General features: G+C 72.5%; 18 protein-coding genes and 1 pseudogene. 9 read left to right on the top strand and 10 right to left on the bottom strand.

What is annotated here, in order from left to right; all coding sequences use genetic code 11:
* Positions 1–188: 188 nt before the first annotated feature.
* The 6 genes and pseudogenes from QFZ82_RS08825 to QFZ82_RS39710 all read left to right on the top strand — a co-directional run bounded on the left by QFZ82_RS08825 (position 189) and on the right by QFZ82_RS39710 (position 9,718).
* Positions 189–2,724, top strand: a pseudogene (locus QFZ82_RS08825) (Pls/PosA family non-ribosomal peptide synthetase).
* On the top strand, positions 2,724–5,813 hold the full coding sequence (locus QFZ82_RS08830; RefSeq protein ID WP_307712615.1) for an amino acid adenylation domain-containing protein: 3,090 nt from the start codon (positions 2,724–2,726) through the stop codon (positions 5,811–5,813). Before QFZ82_RS08825 ends, QFZ82_RS08830 begins: the two are co-directional and overlap by 1 nt.
* Positions 5,814–5,836: 23 nt before the next feature.
* A complete protein-coding gene (locus QFZ82_RS08835) occupies positions 5,837–6,829 on the top strand; it encodes a TauD/TfdA family dioxygenase (RefSeq protein ID WP_307712616.1) in 993 nt (330 codons plus the stop codon).
* A complete protein-coding gene (sbnB, locus tag QFZ82_RS08840) occupies positions 6,826–7,911 on the top strand; it encodes a 2,3-diaminopropionate biosynthesis protein SbnB (protein WP_307712617.1) in 1,086 nt (361 codons plus the stop codon). Before QFZ82_RS08835 ends, sbnB begins: the two co-directional genes overlap by 4 nt.
* Before the next feature lie 56 nt (positions 7,912–7,967).
* Positions 7,968–8,987, top strand: coding sequence for a 2,3-diaminopropionate biosynthesis protein SbnA (sbnA, locus tag QFZ82_RS08845; RefSeq protein ID WP_307712618.1), 1,020 nt, complete (start codon positions 7,968–7,970; stop codon positions 8,985–8,987).
* Between the two features lie 368 nt (positions 8,988–9,355).
* Entirely contained in the window at positions 9,356–9,718 is a 363-nt protein-coding gene (locus QFZ82_RS39710) for a 4'-phosphopantetheinyl transferase superfamily protein (RefSeq protein WP_373429258.1), read from the top strand.
* On the opposite strand, the gene QFZ82_RS08850 is transcribed toward QFZ82_RS39710, so the two are convergent.
* From QFZ82_RS08850 to QFZ82_RS08870, 5 genes are all read right to left on the bottom strand, one after another.
* Positions 9,645–10,385 carry an anti-sigma factor gene (locus tag QFZ82_RS08850; protein WP_307712619.1) on the bottom strand — a complete coding sequence of 247 codons (741 nt, stop codon included), beginning with the start codon at positions 10,383–10,385 and terminating at the stop codon, positions 9,645–9,647. The two genes, QFZ82_RS39710 and QFZ82_RS08850, sit on opposite strands and share 74 nt — an antisense overlap.
* The gene (sigK, locus tag QFZ82_RS08855; RefSeq protein ID WP_307712620.1) at positions 10,382–10,963 is read right to left on the bottom strand and encodes an ECF RNA polymerase sigma factor SigK; all 582 of its coding nucleotides are present in this window, start codon (positions 10,961–10,963) and stop codon (positions 10,382–10,384) included. Before sigK ends, QFZ82_RS08850 begins: the two co-directional genes overlap by 4 nt.
* A gap of 745 nt (positions 10,964–11,708) precedes the next feature.
* Complete coding sequence (locus QFZ82_RS08860; RefSeq protein ID WP_307712621.1) at positions 11,709–11,912, bottom strand: DUF4180 domain-containing protein; 204 nt, start codon at positions 11,910–11,912, stop codon at positions 11,709–11,711.
* Between the two features lie 307 nt (positions 11,913–12,219).
* Positions 12,220–12,747 carry an O-acetyl-ADP-ribose deacetylase gene (locus QFZ82_RS08865; RefSeq protein ID WP_307712622.1) on the bottom strand — a complete coding sequence of 176 codons (528 nt, stop codon included), beginning with the start codon at positions 12,745–12,747 and terminating at the stop codon, positions 12,220–12,222.
* Positions 12,748–12,792: 45 nt separating this feature from the next.
* Positions 12,793–14,208, bottom strand: coding sequence for an NAD(P)/FAD-dependent oxidoreductase (locus QFZ82_RS08870; RefSeq protein ID WP_307712623.1), 1,416 nt, complete (start codon positions 14,206–14,208; stop codon positions 12,793–12,795).
* 87 nt (positions 14,209–14,295) lie between these two features.
* Between QFZ82_RS08870 and QFZ82_RS08875 the strand changes: the two genes are divergently transcribed.
* Positions 14,296–15,090, top strand: coding sequence for a nucleotidyltransferase domain-containing protein (locus QFZ82_RS08875; RefSeq protein WP_307712624.1), 795 nt, complete (start codon positions 14,296–14,298; stop codon positions 15,088–15,090).
* Between the two features lie 30 nt (positions 15,091–15,120).
* Here QFZ82_RS08875 and QFZ82_RS08880 read toward each other — a convergent pair whose 3' ends face one another.
* From QFZ82_RS08880 to QFZ82_RS08895, 4 genes are all read right to left on the bottom strand, one after another.
* Positions 15,121–15,939 (bottom strand): inositol monophosphatase family protein, encoded by an 819-nt coding sequence (locus QFZ82_RS08880; RefSeq protein WP_307712625.1) that lies wholly within the window; start codon positions 15,937–15,939, stop codon positions 15,121–15,123.
* A gap of 109 nt (positions 15,940–16,048) precedes the next feature.
* Positions 16,049–16,705, bottom strand: coding sequence for a M15 family metallopeptidase (locus tag QFZ82_RS08885; protein ID WP_307712626.1), 657 nt, complete (start codon positions 16,703–16,705; stop codon positions 16,049–16,051).
* A gap of 45 nt (positions 16,706–16,750) precedes the next feature.
* On the bottom strand, positions 16,751–17,365 hold the full coding sequence (locus QFZ82_RS08890) for a TetR/AcrR family transcriptional regulator (RefSeq protein ID WP_307712627.1): 615 nt from the start codon (positions 17,363–17,365) through the stop codon (positions 16,751–16,753).
* Between the two features lie 34 nt (positions 17,366–17,399).
* Positions 17,400–18,833 (bottom strand): amidase, encoded by a 1,434-nt coding sequence (locus tag QFZ82_RS08895; RefSeq protein WP_307712628.1) that lies wholly within the window; start codon positions 18,831–18,833, stop codon positions 17,400–17,402.
* Positions 18,834–18,888: 55 nt separating this feature from the next.
* On the opposite strand from QFZ82_RS08895, the gene QFZ82_RS08900 reads away from it, so the two are divergent.
* Positions 18,889–19,680, top strand: a complete 792-nt coding sequence (locus QFZ82_RS08900; protein WP_307712629.1) for an SDR family oxidoreductase — start codon at positions 18,889–18,891, stop codon at positions 19,678–19,680.
* Positions 19,681–19,719: 39 nt separating this feature from the next.
* Complete coding sequence (locus QFZ82_RS08905; protein ID WP_307712630.1) at positions 19,720–20,703, top strand: nucleotidyl transferase AbiEii/AbiGii toxin family protein; 984 nt, start codon at positions 19,720–19,722, stop codon at positions 20,701–20,703.
* Here QFZ82_RS08905 and QFZ82_RS08910 read toward each other — a convergent pair.
* Positions 20,669–22,198 carry an NCS1 family nucleobase:cation symporter-1 gene (locus QFZ82_RS08910; RefSeq protein ID WP_307712631.1) on the bottom strand — a complete coding sequence of 510 codons (1,530 nt, stop codon included), beginning with the start codon at positions 22,196–22,198 and terminating at the stop codon, positions 20,669–20,671. The genes QFZ82_RS08905 and QFZ82_RS08910 overlap by 35 nt on opposite strands.
* Positions 22,199–22,200: the final 2 nt, after the last annotated feature.

Below are 22,200 nucleotides of genomic sequence, written 5' to 3' on the forward strand. Positions count from 1 at the left end.
CGCCTCCGGTCCGCGCGAGACGCGGCCGGAGCCGCGGGTCCGTACACCTGGTGAGACAGGTGCTCACCAGGTGAGAAGTTCCGCTTCGGGTCCATACGTCCTCCCGGCGGCGACGAATAAGGATCAGGTGCGGCCTTCAGCGCTGAAGGCGCGGGTCCGCCGACCGGACACAGCCCACGGGAGCGCTCATGACGGGAAAGTCCCTCGAAGTGTTGGCCACCGGACCCGCGGATCCTGCTCGCCCGCACGACGAGGCACCGGTTCCCGCCGCGGGCGCACAGGAGACGTTCGCCCTGCTGCTCGCGGACGTCGCGCAGGTCGACGAAGTGCCCCTGGACAGCAACTTCTTCGACGACCTGGGTGCGGACTCCCTGGTCATGGCCCACTTCTGCGCCCGCGTCAGAAAGTGCCCGGACCTCCCGTCGGTTGTCCATGCGGGACGTCTACCGCCACCCCACGGTCAGAGATCTGGCGGCAGCGCTCGCACAGTCCGCCCCTGCCCCGGTCGCTCCGGCGCCCGACGTCCGCCCGCCCGCACCGGCGGCCGCCCCGCTCGGCAGACCTCACTACGTGCTGTGCGGAGTGCTGCAGGCCGCAAGCTTCGTCGGCTATGCCTTCCTCGTCGCGTTCGTCAGCGCGGCGGGATACGACTGGATCGCCGCCGGGACGAACCTCCTCGACGCCTATCTGCGGTCGGTGGTGTTCGGCGCCGTGACGATGCTCGTGATATGCGCTCTGCCGGTACTCGTGAAGTGGCTGCTCATCGGCCGGTGGAAGCCTCGGAGGATCAGCGTCTGGAGTCTGGCGTACATCCGCTTCTGGCTGGTCAAGACCCTCGTCCGGTCGAACCCGCTGGTCCTGTTCGCCGGTTCGCCGCTGTTCGTCCTCTATCTCAGGGCGCTCGGCGCGCGGATCGGGCGGGGCGTGACGATCCTCTCCCGCAACGTGCCCGTCTGCACCGATCTGCTGGCCGTCGGTGACGGCACGGTCATCCGCAAGGATGTCCTGATCAGCTGCTACCGCGCCCACGACGGCGCGATCGAAACCGGGCCGGTCACCCTCGGGCGGGACGTGGTCGTCAGCGAGGCGACGGTGCTCGACATCGACACCTCGATGGGCGATCGGGCGCAGCTCGGCCATGCGTCCTCGCTGCACGCGGGCCAGGCGGTGCCTGACGGCGGGCACTGGCACGGATCACCGGCGCAGCCCGGCGGCGCCGACTTCCTGGCCGTCGAGCCCGCCCGGTGCGGCGCGGTGCGCCGGTCGGTGCACAGTGCGCTGCTGCTGCTCACGGCGCTCCTGGTGTACCTACCGCTGACGGTTGGCGGCCTGGACGTGCTGCTCTCCCGGGCCCCGGAGCTGACCACCGTGCTGGAACCGGGATCGGCGGGCCTCGGGGAATGGGTGTTCTACGCCGACCTGCTGGCGTTCACCGCCGTGGTCTTCTTCGGCGGCGTGCCGCTCACCCTGGTCATGCTGGCCACCGTCCCGCGCCTGCTGAGCCTGCTGGTGAAACCGGGGCGGGTGTACCCGTTGTACGGCTTCCACCACGCGGTGCACCGGGCGAGTTTCCTGCTCACCAACAGACGCTTCATGACACGCCTGTTCGGCGACAGCAGCTGCATCGTGCACTATCTGCGCGGCATCGGATACGACCTGTCCCGGCTGGAGCAGACCGGGTCGAACTTCGGAACCGTGGTGAAGCACGAGAGCCCCTCGGCCAGTGCCGTCGGCAGCGGCACCATGGTCGCGGACGGGCTCTCGATCATGAATGCCGACTACTCGAGCACCTCCTTCCGGCTGGCCCCGACCTCGATAGGAGCGCGCAATTTCCTCGGGAACCGGATCGCGTACCCCTCGCGCGGCCGGACGGGCGACAACTGTCTGCTGGCGACCAAGGTCATGGTTCCCGTCGACGGACCGCTGAGGGAGAACACGGGCCTCCTCGGCTCCCCGTGCTTCGAGATCCCCCGTTCGGTACTGCGGGACAGCACCTTCGACGACCTGAAGAGCGGTGCCGAGCTGCGCAGCGGCCTCCGGGCCAAGAACCGCCACAACGCCGTCACCATGGCGTTGTTCCTGACCACGGGGTGGCTGTACTTCTTCTGCGTCACGGTCCTGTACGCGGGGGCAGCCGATCTGTACGCGCAGTGGGGCATGGTGGCACTCGCGCTCGCCAACGCCCTCCTGCTGCCGTTCAGCGTCCTGTACTACGTGCTCGTCGAACGCGCGGTCAGCGCCGTCCACCGGCCCGAGCCGCTGTTCTGTTCGATCTACGACATCCGCTTCTGGCGGCGCGAGCGGTACTGGAAGGTCCCCTCGGAGACATACCTGCGGATCTTCAACGGCACGCCGTTCAAGAACGTCGTGTGGCGGATGCTCGGGGTCCGTATCGGCAGCAGGGTGTTCGACGACGGCTGCAGTCTGACCGAACGGCCCATGGCCGCCATCGGGGACGGCTGCACGCTGGCCGCGGGGAGCGTCGTCCAGTGCCATTCCCAGGAGGACGGCACCTTCAAGTCGGATCGCAGCACGATCGGTTCCGGCTGCACCCTCGGCGTCGGTGCCTTCGTCCACTACGGCGTGACGGTCGGCGACGGCGCCCTGCTGGAGGCGGACTCCTTCCTGATGAAAGGCGAGACGGTCCCCGCACATGCCCGGTGGGCGGGCAACCCGGCACGTCCGGCCGGGCCGGAACAGGACGGCAGCGGAGGTGGGTACTGATGGCGTCAGCGGTGACCTACGGCCCGGCCTCCGGGCACGACACCCCGTCCGCCGGCGGGTTCACGGCCCTGCCCCGATGGGTCACGACGCCGGTGCCCGGCACGGCGGAGCACACAACGGCCCTCCCCGGCCCCCTGACGGCAGAACTGCGAAGCCGGGCCGAAGCGCTCCGGGTCCCGCTCACCGCGGTGCTTCTGGCCGCGCACGTGAAGGTGCTCGCCGAACTGTCCGGCGACGGTGTCGTCCGCACCGGCTACCTTGCGCCGTCGGGTGCCTGGCCGCTGCCCTGTCGGCTGACGGTCGAACCCGGCCCCTGGCGTCAGGTGGTGGTGGACGCCCACCGGACCGAGGCGCAGCTTCTGGCGTCGCGTCAGGTACGGGAGGACCGAGGCCCCTGGCCCGAGGTCGTCTTCGCCCCGGCCGGCGGCGGCCCGGTCGTACCGGAGGACGGTGTACTGAGTGTGACGGTGGTACGGCAGGACGACGGCCCGATTTCTCTGCGACTGCGGTACCGGACCGACGTGCTCGACGCCGGCTGCGCCGCCCGGATCGGCGGTTACCACCTCGCGGCCCTCGAACAGATCGCAGCCGACCCTGACGCCCCGCACCAGCGGCAGAGCCTGCTGTCCGCAGAGGAACTGCGCTTCCAGATCGACAAACTCGCCGGGCCGAGCCGCGAGCTGCCCGACCGCCGATTCCACGAACTCTTCGAGGAACGGGTGCGCCGGCATCCCGACGCCGTCGCGGCGGTGCACCGCGACCGGCGATGGACTTACCAGGAGCTCAACGTACGGGCCAACCGGCTGGCGCGCGGCCTGCTGGCGGTGGGCCTGCGCCCCGAGGACGTCGTCGCGGTGGTGACCGAACGCGACCTGAACTGGATGGCCGGTGTGCTGGGCGTCCTCAAGGCCGGCGGCGCCTACCTGCCGATCGACCCGCAGTACCCGCCCGGGCGCATCGCCACCATGCTCGGCCGGGCCCGGTGCGAGACCGTGCTCACCGAACCGGGCAGCACCACCAACCTGGACCGGGCCGTCTCCTCGCTGCCCGGGACGCGCAGGCTCCTCGTCCCCACGCTCGCCGAGAGCGACACGGACGGAGGCGACCTCGGCCTCGACGTGGCGGCGGACCGGCTCGCATACGTCTGCTTCACCTCCGGGTCCACCGGCGAGCCCAAGGGCGCGATGTGCGAGCACGCCGGCATGCTCAACCACCTCTACGCGAAGATCGACGACCTGGGGATCGGCGAGGGGCAGGTCGTCGCGCAGACCGCTTCCCAGTGCTTCGACATCTCGGTCTGGCAGCTCTTGTCCGCACTGCTGGTCGGCGGGCGGACGCTGCTGGTGGGACAGGAGGCGATCCTCGACGCCGACCGGTTCCTGGACACGGTCTCCGACGGCCGGGTCGAGGTGCTGCAGCTCGTACCGTCGTACCTCGACGTCGTCCTGTCCGCCCTCGAGCGCAGCCCGCGAGACCTGCCGGACCTGAAGTGCGTCTCGGTCACCGGTGAGGCCCTGAAGCGGGAACTCGTCCAGCGCTGGTTCACTGCCGGACCCGGAACCCGCCTCGTCAACGCCTACGGACTGACGGAGACCTCGGACGACACCAACCACGAAGTGATGGACGAGGTGCCGGCCGACGGGCGGATCCCCCTCGGCCGGCCCGTCAACAACGTGCACATCTACGTCGTCGACGACAATCTGTCACCGGTTCCGCTCGGCGCCCCCGGCGCCATCGTGTTCTCCGGCGTCTGCGTCGGCCGCGGCTACATCAACGACCCCGAACGCACCCGGTCCGTCTATCTTGCCGATCCGCACCGCCCCGGCAGACGGCTCTACCGGGGCGGAGACTTCGGCCGCTGGCTGCCCGACGGGAAGCTGGAGTTCCTCGGCCGCAAGGACGCCCAGGTCAAGATCCGCGGGTTCCGCATCGAGATCGGTGAGATCGAGAACACCCTGCTGCGCCTGCCGGACGTGCGCGACGGAGCCGTGGTGGTCACCGGCCCGGAGGGACACGACAGGCAACTGGTCGCCTTCTGCACGAGCCCGCGACCGCTGGCGGCCGACGACCTGCGTGAGCGGCTGGGTGAATTGCTGCCCGAGTACATGGTCCCGGCCGCCTTCCACCAGCGCGAGAGCCTGCCGCTCACGGCCAACGGCAAGATCGACAAGAAGGCGCTGACCGCGCTCGCCGAGGAACTGGGCGCCACCACCGACGTCTTCGCGGCACCGCGGACGCCGACGGAACAGCGATTGGCAGCGGCGTGGTCCGCGGTCCTCGGCGTTGCGCCGGAGCGGATCGGCCGACGCGAGAACTTCTTCGACCTGGGCGGTACGTCTCTGTCGGCCGTGCGGCTCGCGATCTCGCTGGATCGCGTGATCTCCCTTCGCGACCTCGCCCGCTGCCCGGTGCTGAGCGATCTGGCCGACCTCGTCGACTCCCGTACCGGCGGCAGGCGCCGGAGCGCGACCGCAGTGCTGCGGACGCTCACGGTGCCGGACGGCCCCGCGGCAGGCGCCCTGGTCTGCTTCCCCGACACCGACCGCGACGCGGCGGACTTCAGGCCGCTCGCCGACGCCCTGCGCGACAGCGGCCTGAGCGTGTATGCCGCCGCGACCACGGCCTCCGGTGCCGCGCCCCCGATCGTCCTCCACCTCGCGACGGAGATCGACCGACTCGGCGCGGCGGGAGTGCTGCTGTGGGGAGACGGCGTGGGCGCGACGACAGCCGTGGAGACGGCCCGGATGCTGGAGCAGCGATGTGTGCCCGTGCGGAGAGTGTTCGCCGCCGCACCGGCCGGCCATCCGGGCCTCCACGACACCGTATCGCCGCTTGCCACCGAGCGGCTCGCCACGCCCCTGACCCTGCTCGTCCGCGCCGGCGAACCCGGAGCCGCCGAGGCCGCCCACGCACCTGAGACCCCCGACGGCGCGCACGGCACGCGGTGGCCACTCGGTGACCGGCAGCTCCTGGTCGGGCGCGTCGACCTGTGGAACGTACCCGGCGGGGGAGGCCACTTCCTGCGCACCCGCCCGGCCGAGGCGGCCAAGGCCGTGGTCCGTGCGGCCATGTCACCGGCCGACACCTGAATCTCGTACGAGAGGAGACCGACATGCTGTCCGCACTGTTCCGCAAGCAGGGGACGCCCACCGAGCCGGCGACCCTGCGGGTCGGCAGCACCACCGACGTGGAGGCCTGGGCGGCCGATCAGCGGGACACCCTGCACGGCCTCGTCGCCGAGCACGGCGCGCTCATGGTCCAGGGCCTCGGGCTGCGCACCGCGGCCGACGTCGCGGCCGTCCTGCGGCAGGTGGCCACCCGCCCGGCGATCGAGCGGGAGGCCTTCGCCGCCCGTGAGAACTACGCAGAAGGCGTCTACTCGTCGTCGGCGTGGCCGGCCGGCCAGACGATGTGCATGCACCACGAACTGAGCTACGCGGGGGAGTTCCCGGGCCTGCTGCTGTTCGCCTGCCTCCGCCCGCCCACCGAGGGCGGGGCCACTGCAGTGGCCGACTCGACCGCCGTCCTGCAGGCTCTGCCTGCCGGACTGGTCGAGCGCTTCGAACGCGAGGGCTGGCTGCTCACCCGCACCTACAACGACGAGATCGGCGCGACGCTCACCCAGGCGTTCGGCACCGACGACCGCAGTGCCGTCGAGGCGTACTGCCGTGCCAACGCCGTGGAATGGGCCTGGCAGCCGGACGGCTCCCTGCGCACCCGGCAGCACCGCGGCGCCGTCATGCACCATCCGGTCACCGGCCGGCGCTGCTGGTTCAACCAGATCGCCTTCCTGAACGAGTGGACGATGGCCCCCGAAGTGCGGGAGTTCCTCATCGAGGAGTACGGCCCCGACAATCTTCCCTTCAACACCCGTTTCGGCAACGGCGATCCTTTGCCCCCGGACGTCGTCGAGCAGATCAACAAGGTCTACGAGGCACACACCCTGCGCCGGCCGTGGCAGGCCGGCGACCTGATGCTCGTCGACAACATCCGTACCGCGCACAGCAGAGAGGCCTACGTGGGCCCGCGGGACGTGGTGGTGGCGATGGCGGACCCGGTGCGCCGGACCGGACCCGCACCGCAGACCGGGAGGGCAGCGGCATGACCACGGTGAACCACCCCTTCCTCGAAGACGTCACCCATGGGGACGCCCCTTCGGACGCCCGTACCGTGCCGCCCTTCGCGGTCGTCCCGGGCGAGCAGGTCAAGAGCGTGCTGGAGGGCCGGGAGAAGGCCGTCGTGGACGTGGTCGAGGCGACATACCGGCTGCACGGCGCCGGTCGCACGGTCAACCCGCCGTCGTCCTTCCTGCGGTTCCCCGACCGGCCGTCGTCGCGGATCATCGCGCTGCCCGCCTCGCTCGGCGGCGAGGCACGGGTGGACGGACTCAAGTGGATCTCCAGCTTCCCGGAGAACGTGTCATCGGGGATCCCGCGGGCCTCGGCGGTCCTGATCCTCAACGACCACGACACCGGCTATCCGTTCGCCTGCATGGAGAGCTCGATCATCAGCGCCGCCCGGACGGCCGCGTCCGCCGCGTCGGCCGCCGACTGGCTCAGCAGGGGGCGGAAGCGGCCTGCCCGTCTGGGGTTCGTCGGCGCCGGTCTGATCGCCCGTTACATCCACACCTACCTGGCAGGCACCGGCTGGTCGTTCGACGAGATCGGCGTGCACGACGTGTCCGCCGCCAGCGCGGCGGGCTTCCGCCTCTACCTGGAGCAGTCGGGCGCCACCGGCCGGGTCACCGTGCACCGGAGCGCCGAGGAGTTGGTCCGCTGCAGCGATCTGGTGGTCTTCGCCACCGTCGCCGCCCGGCCGCACATCAGCGAGCCGTCGTGGTTCCGCCACAACCCGGTGGTGCTGCACGTGTCGCTGCGAGACCTCGAACCGCAGGTCCTGCTGTCCGCCACCAATGTCGTCGACGACATCGACCACTGCCTCAGGGCCGCCACTTCACCCCATCTCACCGAGCAGCTCACCGGCAGCCGGGCCTTCCTGCACGGCACGCTGGACGACGTGATGGCCGGCCGGGTGACGGTGCCGGCGGACCGACCCGCGGTGTTCTCCCCGTTCGGGCTCGGAATTCTCGATCTGGCGGTCGGCCGCTATGTCTACGACGAGGTGGTCAAGTCCGGCGGACTGCAGGTCATCGACAACTTCTTCCACGAGCTGCGCCGGTACGGATGAGACGGCACGCCGTCGCGCCGCCCGGCCGGTGATGCACCGCAGACGAGGAGACCATCGTGCCCGTCATATCCGTTCCCCACGAATTCAACGAGGAGGATCTGTACGTCGACCTGCGGCCGATGCTCGGACAGCCCTTGTTCCTCAAGTGCGAGGGATTCAACTTCGCCGGTTCGATCAAACTCAAGGCCGCGACCGAGATGGTGGAGTCCGCCGAGCGGAGAGGGACCCTCACCCGGGACTCGATCCTGGTCGAGTCCTCCTCGGGCAATCTCGGCGTGGCTCTCAGCATGATCGCGGCGAGCAAGGGCTACCGCTTCGTCTGCGTGACGGACTCTCGCTGCAACCTGGCCACCAGGCTGATGATGGAAGCACTGGGCAGCAAGGTCCACGTGGTCTCCGAAGGGACCGCCGACGGCGGTCTGCTCGGCGCACGGCTCGCGTTCGTGCGTGACCTGTGCGCCGCGGATCCTCACTGCGTATGGCTGAGCCAGTACACCAACGCCGACAACTGGAAGGCCCACTATTACCGGACCGCACCCGCCATCGCCCGCGGATTCCCGCACCTGGACGTGCTGTTCATTGGAGTCGGTACCACCGGAACCCTGATGGGCTGCGCCCGCTGGTTCCGCAACTGGCACCGGCCGGTGCGCATCGTGGCGGTGGACAGCGTCGGCTCCGCCGTCTTCGGCGACCCACCGGGGCGCCGGATGATTCCCGGCCTCGGCATGAGCGTCCGCCCGCCGCTGCTCGACGAGGCGTACGTGGACGAGGCGGTGCGCGTCGAGGAGGCGGACACCATCCGCACCTGCCGCAGCCTGGCCATGCGCGGCTTCGTCTTCGGCGGCTCCACCGGCACGGTGGTCAGCGGTGCGAAGGACTGGCTCGACCGGCACGACACCCGGGGGCTCACCCCGGTGGCGATCGCCCCGGACCTCGGTGAGCGGTACCTCGACACCATCTACCAGTCCAACTGGGTGCAGGGCCTCTACGGCGAGGACGTCCTCCTTCCGGAGACACCGACGGATGGGGACGGCCGGGCAGGCAGAACAGGCGCGTCCAAGGGCATGGTCCTCTGACGTACGGTCACCTGAGGTCGTTCGCCTGCCGACTTGCGTGATGTCGTCGCACCGCTCACCGTCTCGGTGCTGGACGGCGGTGAGAGCGCACGGGAGGCGGCGCTGCGCAGGGCGGGACCGGGCCACCGGGGTCGCCATGCCGGCCTGCGGCTGCTCCTGGGTGCCTACTTGGGGATCGACCCGCCGGACGTGCCGCTCGCGCGAGCGCCGTGCCCCCGGTGCCGGGGCCCGCACGGCAGCCCCGTGGTCCGTGAGGCCGCTCTGCACTTCTCCGTCTCCCGCACACCGGGTTGCTGCCTCCTCGCCTGCGCGGTCACCGAGGTCGGCGCCGACGTGGAGAAGGCCCCTCCTGCGCCGTCGTCGAGGAGATGTCCGCGGTGTTGCACCCGCGGGGGGCCGCCGAGCTCGCGGCCTGCCCGCCGGTGGACCACCCGGCGGCGTTCGCCCGGGCATGGACCCGCAAGGAGGCGTATCCGAAGGGACCCGGTACCGGACTCGGACGCGACCTTCGCGCCGACCACCTCGGCACGTCGCCACACGCACCGGCCCGGATACCGGGCTGGTCGGTCAGCGGCGTTTCCGTGCCCGCGGGCCATGAGGCAGCCGTCGCGGTACGCGCGGCGACCGGAGCGCCGTCGAACACGCCGCGGGCGGCGATCATGCGGGAACGCGGATGCAGGCCATGGGGTCGGTGGTGGGCTGCGCAGACCCGCCGACGGGTTCGACGGTGATGCAGACGGCGGTGGCCTCCTTGAGCGGCCCTTCCAGGATGTGAGACTGGCGGCCGCCTGCGGCTGGCAGCAAACCGGCGGGCCGGTACCGGCCGGACTCGACGTACCACAGTTCGTAGACCTTGTCCTCGGTGAGCGACGGCAGGCCGGAGGCGATCAACGCGGCCCGGCCATGGGACCGCGAGGCGATCACACTCGCAGTGGCACCGTCGGACAGGTCCTCGGCCTTGATCGTCCCGTCCGGCGCGGCCAGTACGTCGGCGAGCGCGGCCGTGCCGGAGCGCACCTCCGCGAGCTGCAGGCGCGCGATGTCGGCCCCCGAGTGCTGCCACGCCGCCACACCTCCCAGGGCCACCGCTGCCGCGAGGCACGCGGCCACCGTGAGCCGCAGGCGCTGCTGCGGCAGGCGGGGCCGTCGCAGCGCTCCGGGGGAGGGCCGGTCCGGACGGACGCAGGCGATCTCCGCCAGCACGCGGCGGCGCAGGTCCGCAGGCGGCGTGAGCGACTCGGCCGCGACCAGCAGGGCGGTGGTGGGCGCCAGTCGGTCGGCCTCCCGGCGGCAGGACGCACAGCCGGCCAGGTGGTTCTCGAAGGCCGCCTCCTCGGCGGGCGGCAGGGCGTGCAGCACGTAGGCGCCGACGGCGAGATGCGGGTCGTCGATGCTCATGAGCCCGCCTCCAGACACGCGCGCAAGCTCTGCAGCCCCTGTCGCATCCGTGACTTGATCGTTCCGGCCGGGGCGGCCAGGGCATCGGCCACTTCCGCGTACGTCAGGCCCTGGTAGAACGCGAGCATCAGCGGCACCCGCTGCGCGTCCTCCAGCTTGGCCAGACAGCGGAAGACCACCCGCTGCTCCTCGCGGCCCTCCACCGCTTCGGCGACCACGTCGAAGGGCGGCTCGTGCTCCAGCACGCCGGAGCGCAGCTCGCGCGCCCTGCCGGCGGCGACGGAACGCACCCGGTCCACCGCCCGGCGGTGCGCCAGGGTGAGCACCCAGCTCCGGGCGGCTCCCCGCTCGGGACGGAAGCGGTCCGCGGTGCGCCACACCTCGATCATGACGTCCTGAGTCACCTCTTCCGCCTGTGCCTCGTCCCGCAGCACGCGGCAGGCCAGTCCCATCACCGACGGTGCGAGGGCGTCGTAGACGCCGGCGAAGGCCTGCTGATCACCCTCGGCCGCCCGGGTGAGCAGCCCGTCCACCCGGTCGTCGGTCCGGGGACCGCCCCGCGGGGTGCCTGGCGTCACCGCGTGTGTCCGGCATCGGTTTCACAATCCATCGCCGCTCCTCGACTCGGCTCGACTCCACATCGTCGGCGCTCTTTGCGCACCCGGCCGAGAGCCGTCCGCCTGACATATTCACCTCCCTGCCGCAGACGACCGCCGGACGGTGCCGCTCGCCCGGGGGAACCTGTGCCGGACCGTTCAGGTGCACGGCCGAGTGCACGGTCCTGCCTCCCGGCCCGGGCACCACGATCAGCGGGCCGCCCAGCTGCCGCCCCAGAACCGGGCCCGGGCCGGCGAGAACGTCGCCTCCACGGCCGGGCCGCACCTCGGGGGTGTCCTCGATACGACCCCCGACCGCGATGTCGAGGTCCCCGCCCAGGTCGGTCGGCGTGCGACGGCTGCGCCCGTGCCGCACCGTGTCGGTGACCGGCCCGGACACGATGAGCACCGCGTCGCTGCGCTGATCGGGCGACATGTCCCGCCCGCCGAGCCATCGCGTCGTGACGTGCCGGGCGACCACCGGCGTGTGCATTGCGAACGGCAGAGCGACGCACCTGCGCGACGAGGACCCGGAGGATGAGCCAGGCATCACGGTCCCTCCAGACGGCAGACGGCAGACGGCAGACGGCAGGCGGCGCGAACCAGGGCAACGCCCTCACTGGTTATTCGAAGCTGCGGCCCCCGCGGATCGCAGTGATCAGCGACTGGGGCGACATTCGGGGCAACGGTTCGCCGGCGCCGTCGCGCGCGTCCTGACCGGCCCGGCTCAGGCCATGGCCTTCAGACGGGAGTCGAGGGTGTCGACATCAGGAACGAACCGGACTTGGTCGGACCGGCTCGATTCGTGGGCAAGGGCGCGCAGGGCGGAACTGGCCTCCAGGTGCCGGGAGATGTCGCCGATGACGATCAGGCGCAGCCGGTGGTTCGGACGGGACAGGCCGGTTGAGGGTGTGTCCTGTCGTTGCTTCATCGCTGGAACAGGTTTGTCCTGGGCAGCGCACTCCTCGCCGGACACGCGTCCGCGACCCACGTACGACCCGCACCGGTCGGCCCCCGATCGACACCGGGGCGCATGTCCAGGCCCTCGTGGTCGGCACCGGGTACGGCGGCTCCGTCGCCGCGTTACGCCTGGCCCGGGCGAGATGGGATGAGGGCACCTCCCGGACGGAGTCTGGGGGAGTCAACGGAGGAGGCCGCGCAGCGCGACAACTCCGAGCTGTCACGGTGCGCGGCCTCACATCAAGGGGACTCAGGCAAGGTGGGATCTCCGCCGCGGACTACGAGGAGCGAATCTGCTCCGCGAACGCCCGGTACGCCTCCTCGTCGAAGAGGACGAACCTGACCTCCTCGACATTGGTGTTCGCGTCCCGCACCGCCTCTACGGCGATGCGAGCGGCGTCCGCCATCGGCCACCCGTAGGCACCGGTCGAGATTGCCGGGAAGGCGACTGTGCGCGCCCCTAGCTCGTCGGCGACCTTCAGGGCCTCGCGATAGCAGGAGGCCAGCAGCGGCGGGTCGCTGCTGGAGACCTGATACACCGGGCCGACGGTGTGGATGACATGGGCGGCGTGCAGCCGGCCGGCCGTGGTCGCGACGGCGGCGCCGGTGGGCAGGCCCTTGCCGTAGTGGGACGCGCGCAGTGCGCGGCACGCGGCGAGGATCTCGGGGCCGCCCTTGCGGTGGATGGCGCCGTCGACGCCGCCTCCGCCGAGCAGCGAGGAGTTGGCGGCGTTGACGATGGCGTCGGCGTGCTGCTCGGTGATGTCACCGCGTACGAGGGTGATGTCCGGGGCGTGCTGTGTCATGCGCTCATGATGCCGACCCGGACCCGGTGGAGGCCGCAGGCCGCGTCAGCGCTGACGCAGGCGCCGCCAGACCGCCTTCGCCGCGTGGTGCCCCGACATGCCGTGCACCCCCGGCCCCGGCGGGGTCGCCGACGAGCACAGGAACACGGCGGGGTGCGTGGTGGCGTACGGGACGCGGGCCAGCCGGGGGCGGAGCACGGTCTGGAGGCCGGCGAACGCTCCGCAGGCGATGTCACCGCCGACGTAGTTCGCGTTCCGCGCGGCCAGTTGGGGCGGGCCGGCGACGGCGCGGGCGAGGACCAGGTCGCGGAAGCCGGGCGCGAAGCGGTCCAGCTGCCGCTCGACGGCCTCCGTCGCGTCCCCCTCCCAGCCGGCCGGCACATGGCCGTACGCCCACAGGACATGGCGGCCCTCGGGGGCCCGGGTGGGGTCGATCAGGCTGGGCTGGGCGGTGATCAGGAACGGGGCCCGGGGATCGCGCCCCTCGACGGCCCGGCGCAGGGCGTCGTCGATCTCGCCCGCGGTCGGTCCGATGTGCACGGTGCCGGCCGCGCGGGCCTCCTTCGCGGTCCACGGCATCGGGCCGGAGAGCGCGTAATCGATCTTGAACGCGGAGGCGCCGTACCGGTAGCGCCAGTACGCGTGGCCCAGTCCGGCGATCCTGGCGAGCGCGGTCGGCGAGGTGTCGAAGACGTACGCGCGGGCGGGCGGCAGCTCGTCCAGGCGCCTGACCTCGATGCCGGTGTGCACGGTGCCGCCGAGCTCGCGCAGGTAGGAGGCGAGGGCGTCGGAGATGGCCTGGGAGCCGCCCCGGGGCACCGGCCAGCCGACCTCGTGCGCGGCCAGCGCGAACATCAGGGCGATGCCGCCCGTGGCGACTCCGCTCGTGGGCGCGATCGCGTGCGCCGCGAGCCCGGCGAGCAGCGCCCGGCCCTTCTCGCCCCGGAAGCGGCGGGCGAGCCAGGTGGCGGGCTGGATCGCGTCCAGTCCGAAGCGGGCGAAGCGGTACGGGGCGCGGGGCAGGCCGTCCCAGGGCGTGCGCAGGAAGTCGGCCGCGAGGTCGTCCCAGTGCCCCAGGTACGGTGCGACCAGGCGGCGGTAGGCGCCCGCGTCGGCGGCGCCGAGGGACATGGCGCTCTCGCCGACCGAGCGGCTGAGGACCGCGGCCGAGCCGTCGGGGAAGGGGTGCGCGAGGGGCAGCTCGGGGTGCAGCCACTCCAGGCCGTGCCGGGCGAGCGGCATGCCGGCGAACGCGGGCGATCCGATGCCGAGCGGGTGCACGGCGGAGCAGGGGTCGTGGCGGAAGCCGGGGAGGGTCAGCTCCTCGGTGCGCGCACCGCCGCCCACGCTGTCCAGGGCCTCGAACACGGCGACGGACAGGCCGCGGCGGGCCAGTTCGACCGCGGCTGTCAGTCCGTTGGGGCCCGCCCCCACGACGACGGCATCGAGCATCGACGGCACCTTCGGACTCCTTTGTCAGCCGAGGCCATGAGGACCCAGGATATTCCGGGGCACCGACAGCGGGGCCACGGGTAGCGTTCCCTCCCGATGGAGACCACGATCGAGACGATGTCCCGGCGGCTCACGGCCGTTGCGGGGGTCCGTGCGGTGGCGCTCGGCGGCAGCCGGGCCCGCGGCGCCCACCGGCCGGACTCGGACTGGGACCTGGGGGTGTACTACCGCGGCGAGCCCGATGTCGCGGCCCTCGCGGAGCTCGCGTCCGAACTGACCGGTGAGCCGGTGGAGGTCGCCGGGCCCGGCGGCTGGGGGCCGTGGGTCGACGGCGGCGCCTGGCTCACCGTGGACGGCGCGGCGGTGGACTGGATCCTGCGGGATCTGGACCGGGTGCGGCGTGTGTGGGCGGACTGCCGCGCCGGCCGCTACGAGACGGGTGTGCAGCCGGGGCACCCACTGGGCGTCTGGTCGCCCGCCTACGCCGGCGAGGTGGCGCTGTGCCGCGTACTGGCCGATCCGACAGGCGAGTTGGCGGAGCTCCGGGCGCAGACGGCGACGTACCCGGAGCCGTTGCGCGCGGCGCTGGTGGAGGCCGCGTGGGAGGCGGAGTTCTCCGTCGCGGCGGCGCGCAAGTCGGCGGGGTCGGGTGACACGCTGCACGTCTCGCTGTGCCTGTCCCGGGCGTTCGGCGTGCTGGTGCAGTCGCTGCACGCGTATCACCGCGTGTGGTGCCTGAACGAGAAGGGCGCGCTGGCGGCCGCCGCCGCGCTCCCGGGTGTGCCCGGTGACTTCACCGCGCGCGTGTCGGCGGCGCTCGCCGGTCTGGACGCGGCGGCGGTGGAGTCCGCGGGCGAGCTGGTGCGGGAGGTCAGGTCACGGCTGACCTGAGGGCACCGGCCGGGGGCGCTGCCGGGCGGGTCAGGTCAGCAGCCCCCGTATGCGCCGTGCGGTCGCCTCGTCACGGGCGGCCGTGAAGGGCAGGCTGTTGCCGCCCGTGATGCGGAACGGTTCGCCGGTGAGGGTGAGGTGGGCGCCGCCCGCCTCCGTGACCAGCAGCAGTCCGGCCGCGTGGTCCCAGGCGTACTCCCACGAGAAGGCGACGGCGTCCAGGACGCCCCTGGCGACGTCCAGGTACTCCAGGCCCGCCGATCCACACGGACGCGCCAGCACCCCGGGCTCCGTGAGTCCGAGCAGCGCCCGCTTCTGCTCGGGGGTCGTGTAGTCCGGGTGCGACATGGCCACCTCGAGCACGGCGCCGGGGGCGGGCGAGCCGGAACGCAGCGCCTCGCCGCCCAGCCGGGCGCCCCCGCCGCGCACGGCGACCGCGAGCTGGTCGGGCACGGGCGCGTACGTCCAGGAGGCGAGGACCTCGCCACGGTGCGCGAGCGCGACCAGGGTGCAGAAGCCGGGCTCGCCGTGGACGAACTGGCGCGTGCCGTCGACGGGGTCCACGATCCACACGGGCGCGTCGCCGTGCAGCGCCTCGTACACCGCCGGATCCGCGTGCACCGCCTCCTCGCCGACGACCACGGAGCCCGGCAGCAGGGCGGTCAGCGAGGCGGTCAGATGCGCCTCGGCGAGCCGGTCGGCGGCGGTGACGAGGTCGTGCGGGCCGTTCTTCTCGACGATCTCGTGCTCGGCGAGCTGCCGGAAGCGCGGCGTGATCTCGGCGGCGGCCGCCTTGCGCAGCGCCTCCTCGACGTCGGAGAGATCACCGGTCAGAAAGTCATCGATCATGCCACCAGCCAACCACGCCCCGCTGACATCGCGGGAGGCGGCCGGTTCCCCGCCCCGTAACCCCGCGTTCCTCCGCGGTTCGGCCCGGCCGGACGCCCGGGGGCGCCGCTCAGGTGCCGTCGGCGGAGAAGTGCTGGTAGTCGGGCGGTGACCAGTGGCCGCCCCACTGCCAGCCGGCGCCCTCCATGGCACGGGTGACGGCGTCGCCGGGCATGATCAGCCCCTCGGCGGCCGGGTCGCGCTCCAGGTGGCGGCCGGCGGCCGGCGGGTGGACGGCGCCCGAGCGGTCCACGTACGGGTTCTCCAGCGGGTTGATGTCGACGGCGTCGCCGTAGGAGTGGCGGGACAGGTGGCCGGCGTCGCCCGTCACCCGGCGGCAGTTGAAGGCGGAGGTGTTGTCGTCCGCCATGGCGCGCGCGTCGCTCCCGTCGTACTCCGCCATGACGCGCATGCGCCGGATCGGGAAGCGTTCGTCGAAGATCTCCCGGAAGACGCGCAGCACGGGGCGGACCATGTCCTGATGGACGATCAGTTCGCCGCGGTGGACGCGCCCGTCGAAGCCCCAGTGGTTCATGGTGATCAGCCGCAGCCGCTGCGGCGGCACCGGGCAGCCGGGCCCGTGGCTCGCTCCTAGCTTCTCCCCCGGCACGTCCCGCACGGTCGCCGCGAGCCGGGGCGCGTCGGCCGCGAGGGCGTGGCCGGGCAGGAGACCGAGCGCCAGCCCCAGACCCAGGGCGAGCGCGGCGCATCGGCGAGCGATATGCACCCTTTCAGGGTAATTATGTGGTGCCCGGCCCGCATCAGGCGGGCGTCAGCGCCCGGCGGGCGGTACGGGCAGGCCGTTTCCGCAGCTCGGAGCGACCGCGCCGCGCGCCAGCAGCAACAACGCGTCGACCAGGTCCTCTGCGGGCCCGCCGGTGGCCAGCCGGCGCAGTTGCAGGCCCATCACCAGGGCGACCGTCGTCGCCGCGTACCGCTCGGCGTCCGGGACGCCGAGACCGGTCAGGATCTGGGCGGCGAGCCGGTCGTACGCGGCGAACGCCTCGGCCGCCGCCTCCCGCAGCCGCTCGTCCCTCCCCGCCTCGACGTACAGCTCGAACGTGGCGATGTGCTCGCTGTCGAAGCCGATTCCGCCTGCCACCCGGCCGGCGAGCGCCGCCGCGCCCGCGATGTCGACGCCCTCGCCGCGGCACTGGTCGGCGAGTGCGGTGAAGCGCCGGGTCTCGTCGCGGACGAAGTGCAGCAGGCTCTCCCGCAGCAGGTCGTGCTGGGTCGCGAAGTGGTACGTCACCGAGCCGAGCGAGACCCCGGCCTCCTTGGCTATCCGCCGGTTGGTGACCGCCGCGACCCCGTCCCTGCCGATGATGTGCAGGACGGCCTCGATGATGCGCTGCCGGGTGGCGACGGCGCGGGCGGCGGTGGACATGGACGCCATTGTCCCATCGGCACGCTTCCGCTGGTCACGGGGTGGGGGTGCCGCCGACGGCCGCCAGGCCGTGCGGCGAGGGCGGACGCTTCTCGTACCACCGCTGATCGGCCTCCAGTTGGGCGGCGAGGGAGATGAGCCGTTCCTCGCTGCCCGCGGGGCCGAGGAGTTGGGCGCCGACGGGCAGTCCGGCAAAGGTGAGGCCGGCGGGCACGTTCACCCCGGGCCAGCCGAGCACGTTCCACGGCCAGGCGTACGGGCACGCCGCGGCGATCTCGATGTCGGTGCGCTGCGCGGACAGGCCGTCGAAGTCCCCGACCCGTGGCGGCGGGACGGCCGTGGTGGGGGTGAGCAGCACGTCGAAGCCGCCGAAGAAGGCGCCGATCCTGCGGTGCTGCGCTGCCTCGCGGGCGCGTGCGGCGGGCACGAGACGGCCGAGGCGGTGGCCGGAGCGGGTCGCGGACCGGGTGCGCGGGTCGAGCAGGGCGGGGTCGGGGTGGCGGTCGGCGTACGCGGCGATGCCGGCCGCCGCACGGGGCAGGAAGGCGAGCCCGATCAGGCCGTAACGGGGGCGGGCCTCCTCGACGTCGTGGCCGAGGCGGGCAAGTGTCTCGGCGAGCGCGGTGACCGCGCGGCGCACCTCGGGGTGGGCACGGGCGCCTGTGAGGGTGAGCGGCGGACGCAGGGCCAGGGCGATGCGCAGCCGTCCCGGTGGCCGGCGGGCCGCCGCCGACGCGTCGATCGCGGCCGGCCGGAAGCGCTCCCGCGGGTGGGCGCCCGCGGCCGCGTCGAGCAGCAGGGCGGCGTCGGCGACGGTTCTAGCGAGCGGGCCGTTGACGGTCAGGCCCTGGAAGCAGTCGTCGTACGGGTGGACGGAGACGCGCCCCCGCTGCGGCTTGATGCCCACGAGATGGGTCCAGGCCGCGGGAATGCGGATGGATCCCGCGCCGTCGGAGCCGAGCGCCGCGGGCACCAGTCCCGCCGCCACGGCCGCCGCCGAGCCGCCCGAGGAACCGCCGGGCGTGTGGCCGGTGGACCAGGGGTTGCGGGCGGCGCCGAAGGCCGGGCCTTCGGTGAACGGCCACTGGCCCAGCTCGCACGTGTTGGTCTTGCCGACGATCACCGCGCCCGCGGCACGCAGTCGGCGCACCGCCTCTCCGTCCTCCGCGGCGGGCGGGATGTCGCCCGCGCAGCCGAAGAACGTGGGCACACCGGCCACGTCGGTGTCGTCCTTGACCGCGATCGGCACGCCGAGCAGTGGCAGCCTCTCCCCCGCGGCGAGCCTGCGGTCGGCCGCGCGCGCCTCCTCGACGGCGGCCTCGCCGCGCACGGTACGGAAGGCGTTGAGGGTGCCCTGAGTTGCCTCGATACGGGCGAGCGCGCCCGTCACGAGCGCCTCGGACGTGGTCTCGCCCGCCGCCAACGCCCTTGCGTGCTCGGCCAGTCCGCCGAACGGGTCTGTGGACACGCTGCCCCCGCCTCCTTATTGTTCGTTCGAACGAACAGAACTGGAGGGTAACCAGATGCGGATCACCGGAGCAAGCGTTCTGCTCACCGGCGCGACCGGCGGTATCGGCGGCGCCCTGGCCGCCGAACTCGTGGCCCGCGGGGCCACGTTGACGGTGAGCGGCAGGCGCGCCGAGGCTTTGCGCCCCCTCGCCGAGCGCCACGGCGCCCGCGCGGTCGTCGCCGATCTGGCCCAACCGGACGACGTGCGCCGCCTCGCCGACGCAGCCGCCGGCACGGACGTCCTGATCGCCAACGCCGCGCTGCCCTCCAGCGGTGATCTCCTCGACTACACCCCCGAGCAGGTCGAGCGCGCCTTCGCTGTGAACCTGCACGCGCCGGCCATGCTCGCCCGCCTGCTCGCGCCCGCCATGGTGGCGGCGGGCCGGGGCCATCTGGCGTTCATCGGTTCCATCTCGGGCAAGGCGGCCACGAAGTCGGCGTCGCTGTACAGCGGCACCAAGTTCGGGTTGCGCGGCTTCGCGCTGGGGCTGCGCCAGGACCTGCACGGCACGGGCGTCGGGGTCTCGGTCGTCCAGCCCGGCTTCGTCCGGGACGTGGGGATGTTCGCGGAGACGGGCGCGAAGCCCCCGGCGGGCATACGGACGGTGTCACCGCGTCAGGTGGTGGCCGGCGTGATGCGGGCGGTGGAACGCGACGTCGCCGAGATCAACGTCGCTCCGCTCGAATTGCGGCTGCTCGGCGCCATAGCGGGACAGTTTCCCGGTTTCGCGGAACGTGTCCAGCGCGGCGGACCTGGCGAGAAGACGCTGCGCCGGCTGGTCGCGGCCCAGCGCGACCGCCGCTGAGAGAGCTTGTCGGCGGCACCTGTTACGGTCGCACCGCCCGTGCCGACCCAGGAGGTGTGCACCGTGCGCGAGGCCCGTCGCGCGGCCCTCGATCATGTGCTGCGTCTGATCGCCACTGCTCCGTGGAGCGGCGGTCTGGTGCTGCGCGGCTCCATGACGCTGACGGCGTGGCTGGGACCCGCGGCCCGGGAGCCCGGCGATCTGGACTTCATCGCCCTGGAGCCGGCCTCCGACTCGTTTCCGGACCCTCTCTCGCCCTTCCCCCACCTCGACGCGATCGCGGACGTGCAGCAGTGGCCCGAGGCCGCCCACGGCGCGGCCGCCGCCCAACTGTGGTTTCCGGAAGGTGAGTTCGACACCTTCGGCAGCCGTCCCGTTCTGCCGCCGGAGGGACTGCGCTGGCTGGGGCGGTCCGCATACGAGCCCGCCTCCCCGCACGAGGACCTGGTGGCGGCCGTGCGAGCGGACCCGCACGCGGCCGGTGGCGTCCTCCTCGACGCCGACGGCATCGAGGAGGACGGCAACTGGACGTACCGCGAGTACGAGACCGCCGGCGTCCGACTGAAAGTGCCCTTCCGGCGCCGCTGGGGCGAGCGGGGCGAGATCCACATCGACTTCGCGAGCGACGAGGTGCTGCCCGAGGCACCGGTGTGGACAGCGGTTCCTCAGGGGGACGGCGGACCGCCCACCCCGGTGCCGACCGCGAGCCCCGCGCTGTCCCTCGCGTGGAAGCTGCTGTGGCTGTGCACCGACGCCGCCGGGGACGGGGTGGCGGGCGCCAAGGACCTCTACGACGCCGTGCTGCTGGCCGAGTCGCCCCGCACCCGGCTGCGCTCACCACTGCTGCGCAAGGTGCTCGGCGAGCACGCGCACGGCTTCGCACCGGACACCGTGCACGGCTGGCAGGCCGACTGGCGCACCTTCCGCGCCGCGCACCCAGGGGTGACCGGCGACCTCGCGAGCTGGCGGGACCGCCTGGCGACGGCGCTCACGCCGGTGTGCGCGAACCCCGCGTCCCCATGAGCGCCACGTACAGCACCAGCGACGCCATCAGGCCCACCGCCCAGCCGTAGTCCGCGAGGGGCCGCAGGAACGGGATCAGACCCTCCGAGGGGAAGGGGCCCTTGCCCGGTGCCGAGTGGGAGCCGCCGATCGCGAGCACGCCGCCGACCGTGAAGGCGGCGACCGCGCGCAGATTCCAGCCGGACGTGTACCAGTAGCGTCCGCCCGGCGTGTAGAGCGCGGGCAGATCGAGGACGGTGCGCCGCACCAGCCAGTAGTCCGCGATGAGGATGCCGGCGACCGTGCCGAGCAGTCCGCCGACCAGCCCGAGCCAGGTGAAGATGTACAGCTCGGGCGTCGCGGTCAGCTTCCACGGCGTGATCAGCACACCGACGACACCCGTGATCAGCGCGCCCCTGCGGAAGTTGACGAGGCGCGGCGCCAGGTTCGCCAGGTCGTACGCCGGTGAGACGACGTTCGCCGCGATGTTCACCGAGATCGTCGCGACGAGCACGGTCACCAGCGCGAAGAGCAGTCCGAAGACGTTGTCCGTCTTGCCCGCGAGCGCGACCGGGTCCCAGACCGCCGCTCCGTACACGGCCTGCGAACCGGAGGTGACGAAGACGGACAGCAGGGCGAAGAGCGTCATCGTGGTCGGCAGCCCGAGCGTCTGGCCCCAGATCTGGGCGCGCTGGCCCGCTCCGAAGCGGGTGAAGTCGGGGATGTTGAGCGACAGCGTGGACCAGAAGGCGATCATGCCCATCAGGGACGGGAAGAACACCGGCCAGAAGTCCGCGCCCCAGCCCAGCTCCGACGGCTGGTCGAGCAGCGGCCCGAGGCCGCCCGCCTTGGCCGCGATCCATGCCAGCAGCACCAGCGCGCCGACGATGACGAACGGCGCGGCCCAGTTCTCGAAGCGGCGCAGGGCCTCCATCCCCCGGTAGATGATGGCGAGTTCGAGCACCCAGAACAGGACGAAGCACACCCACAGCGTCCACGGCTGGCCGCCGACCTTCGCCGCCTCCGCCCAGCCGCCGAACAGCTTGCCCAGCAGGACGAAGATGCCCTGGCCGCCGATCCATGTCTGGATGCCGAACCAGGCGCACGCCACGGCGGCCCGGATGATCGCGGGCAGGTTGGCGCCGCGCAGCCCGAACGAGGCACGGGCGAGCACCGGGAAGGGAATGCCGTACTTGGGCCCGGCGTGCCCGGTGAGCAGCATCGGCGCCAGCACGATGAGGTTGGCGAGCGCGATGGTGAACACGGCCTGCTTCCAGTCCATGCCGAGCGCGACGAGGCCGGAGGCGAGCAGCCAGGAGGGGATGTTGTGCGCCATGCCGACCCACAGGGCCGCGAAGTTGTACGTGGTCCAGCGGCGGCGCGAGACGGGCACGGGCAGCAGGTCGTCGTTGACGAAACGGTCGTCGGCGGGGAGGGCGCCCGGCGGGAGTTCGACGCGTCCTGCCGGGTCGGCTATGGGTCCTGTGGGGGGCACGGGCGGGACGGTCGCGGTCATGA

Origin of the sequence: Streptomyces sp. V4I23 (genome assembly GCF_030817975.1) — a bacterium.
In the GTDB taxonomy this organism is placed as follows: domain Bacteria; phylum Actinomycetota; class Actinomycetes; order Streptomycetales; family Streptomycetaceae; genus Streptomyces.

What these genes read in the sequence shown, in the direction of transcription:
- QFZ82_RS08850 (WP_307712619.1), bottom strand. Translation starts at nt 10,385, where the DNA reads ATGAGCATCGACGACCCGCATCTCGCCGTCGGCGCCTACGTGCTGCAC.
- QFZ82_RS08865 (WP_307712622.1), bottom strand. Translation starts at nt 12,747, where the DNA reads ATGACACAGCACGCCCCGGACATCACCCTCGTACGCGGTGACATCACC.
- QFZ82_RS08880 (WP_307712625.1), bottom strand. Translation starts at nt 15,939, where the DNA reads ATGATCGATGACTTTCTGACCGGTGATCTCTCCGACGTCGAGGAGGCG.
- QFZ82_RS08860 (WP_307712621.1), bottom strand. Translation starts at nt 11,912, where the DNA reads ATGAAGCAACGACAGGACACACCCTCAACCGGCCTGTCCCGTCCGAAC.
- QFZ82_RS08875 (WP_307712624.1), top strand. Translation starts at nt 14,296, where the DNA reads ATGGAGACCACGATCGAGACGATGTCCCGGCGGCTCACGGCCGTTGCG.
- QFZ82_RS08830 (WP_307712615.1), top strand. Translation starts at nt 2,724, where the DNA reads ATGGCGTCAGCGGTGACCTACGGCCCGGCCTCCGGGCACGACACCCCG.
- QFZ82_RS08910 (WP_307712631.1), bottom strand. Translation starts at nt 22,198, where the DNA reads ATGACCGCGACCGTCCCGCCCGTGCCCCCCACAGGACCCATAGCCGAC.
- QFZ82_RS39710 (WP_373429258.1), top strand. Translation starts at nt 9,356, where the DNA reads ATGTCCGCGGTGTTGCACCCGCGGGGGGCCGCCGAGCTCGCGGCCTGC.
- sbnB (WP_307712617.1), top strand. Translation starts at nt 6,826, where the DNA reads ATGACCACGGTGAACCACCCCTTCCTCGAAGACGTCACCCATGGGGAC.
- QFZ82_RS08890 (WP_307712627.1), bottom strand. Translation starts at nt 17,365, where the DNA reads ATGTCCACCGCCGCCCGCGCCGTCGCCACCCGGCAGCGCATCATCGAG.
- QFZ82_RS08900 (WP_307712629.1), top strand. Translation starts at nt 18,889, where the DNA reads ATGCGGATCACCGGAGCAAGCGTTCTGCTCACCGGCGCGACCGGCGGT.
- QFZ82_RS08835 (WP_307712616.1), top strand. Translation starts at nt 5,837, where the DNA reads ATGCTGTCCGCACTGTTCCGCAAGCAGGGGACGCCCACCGAGCCGGCG.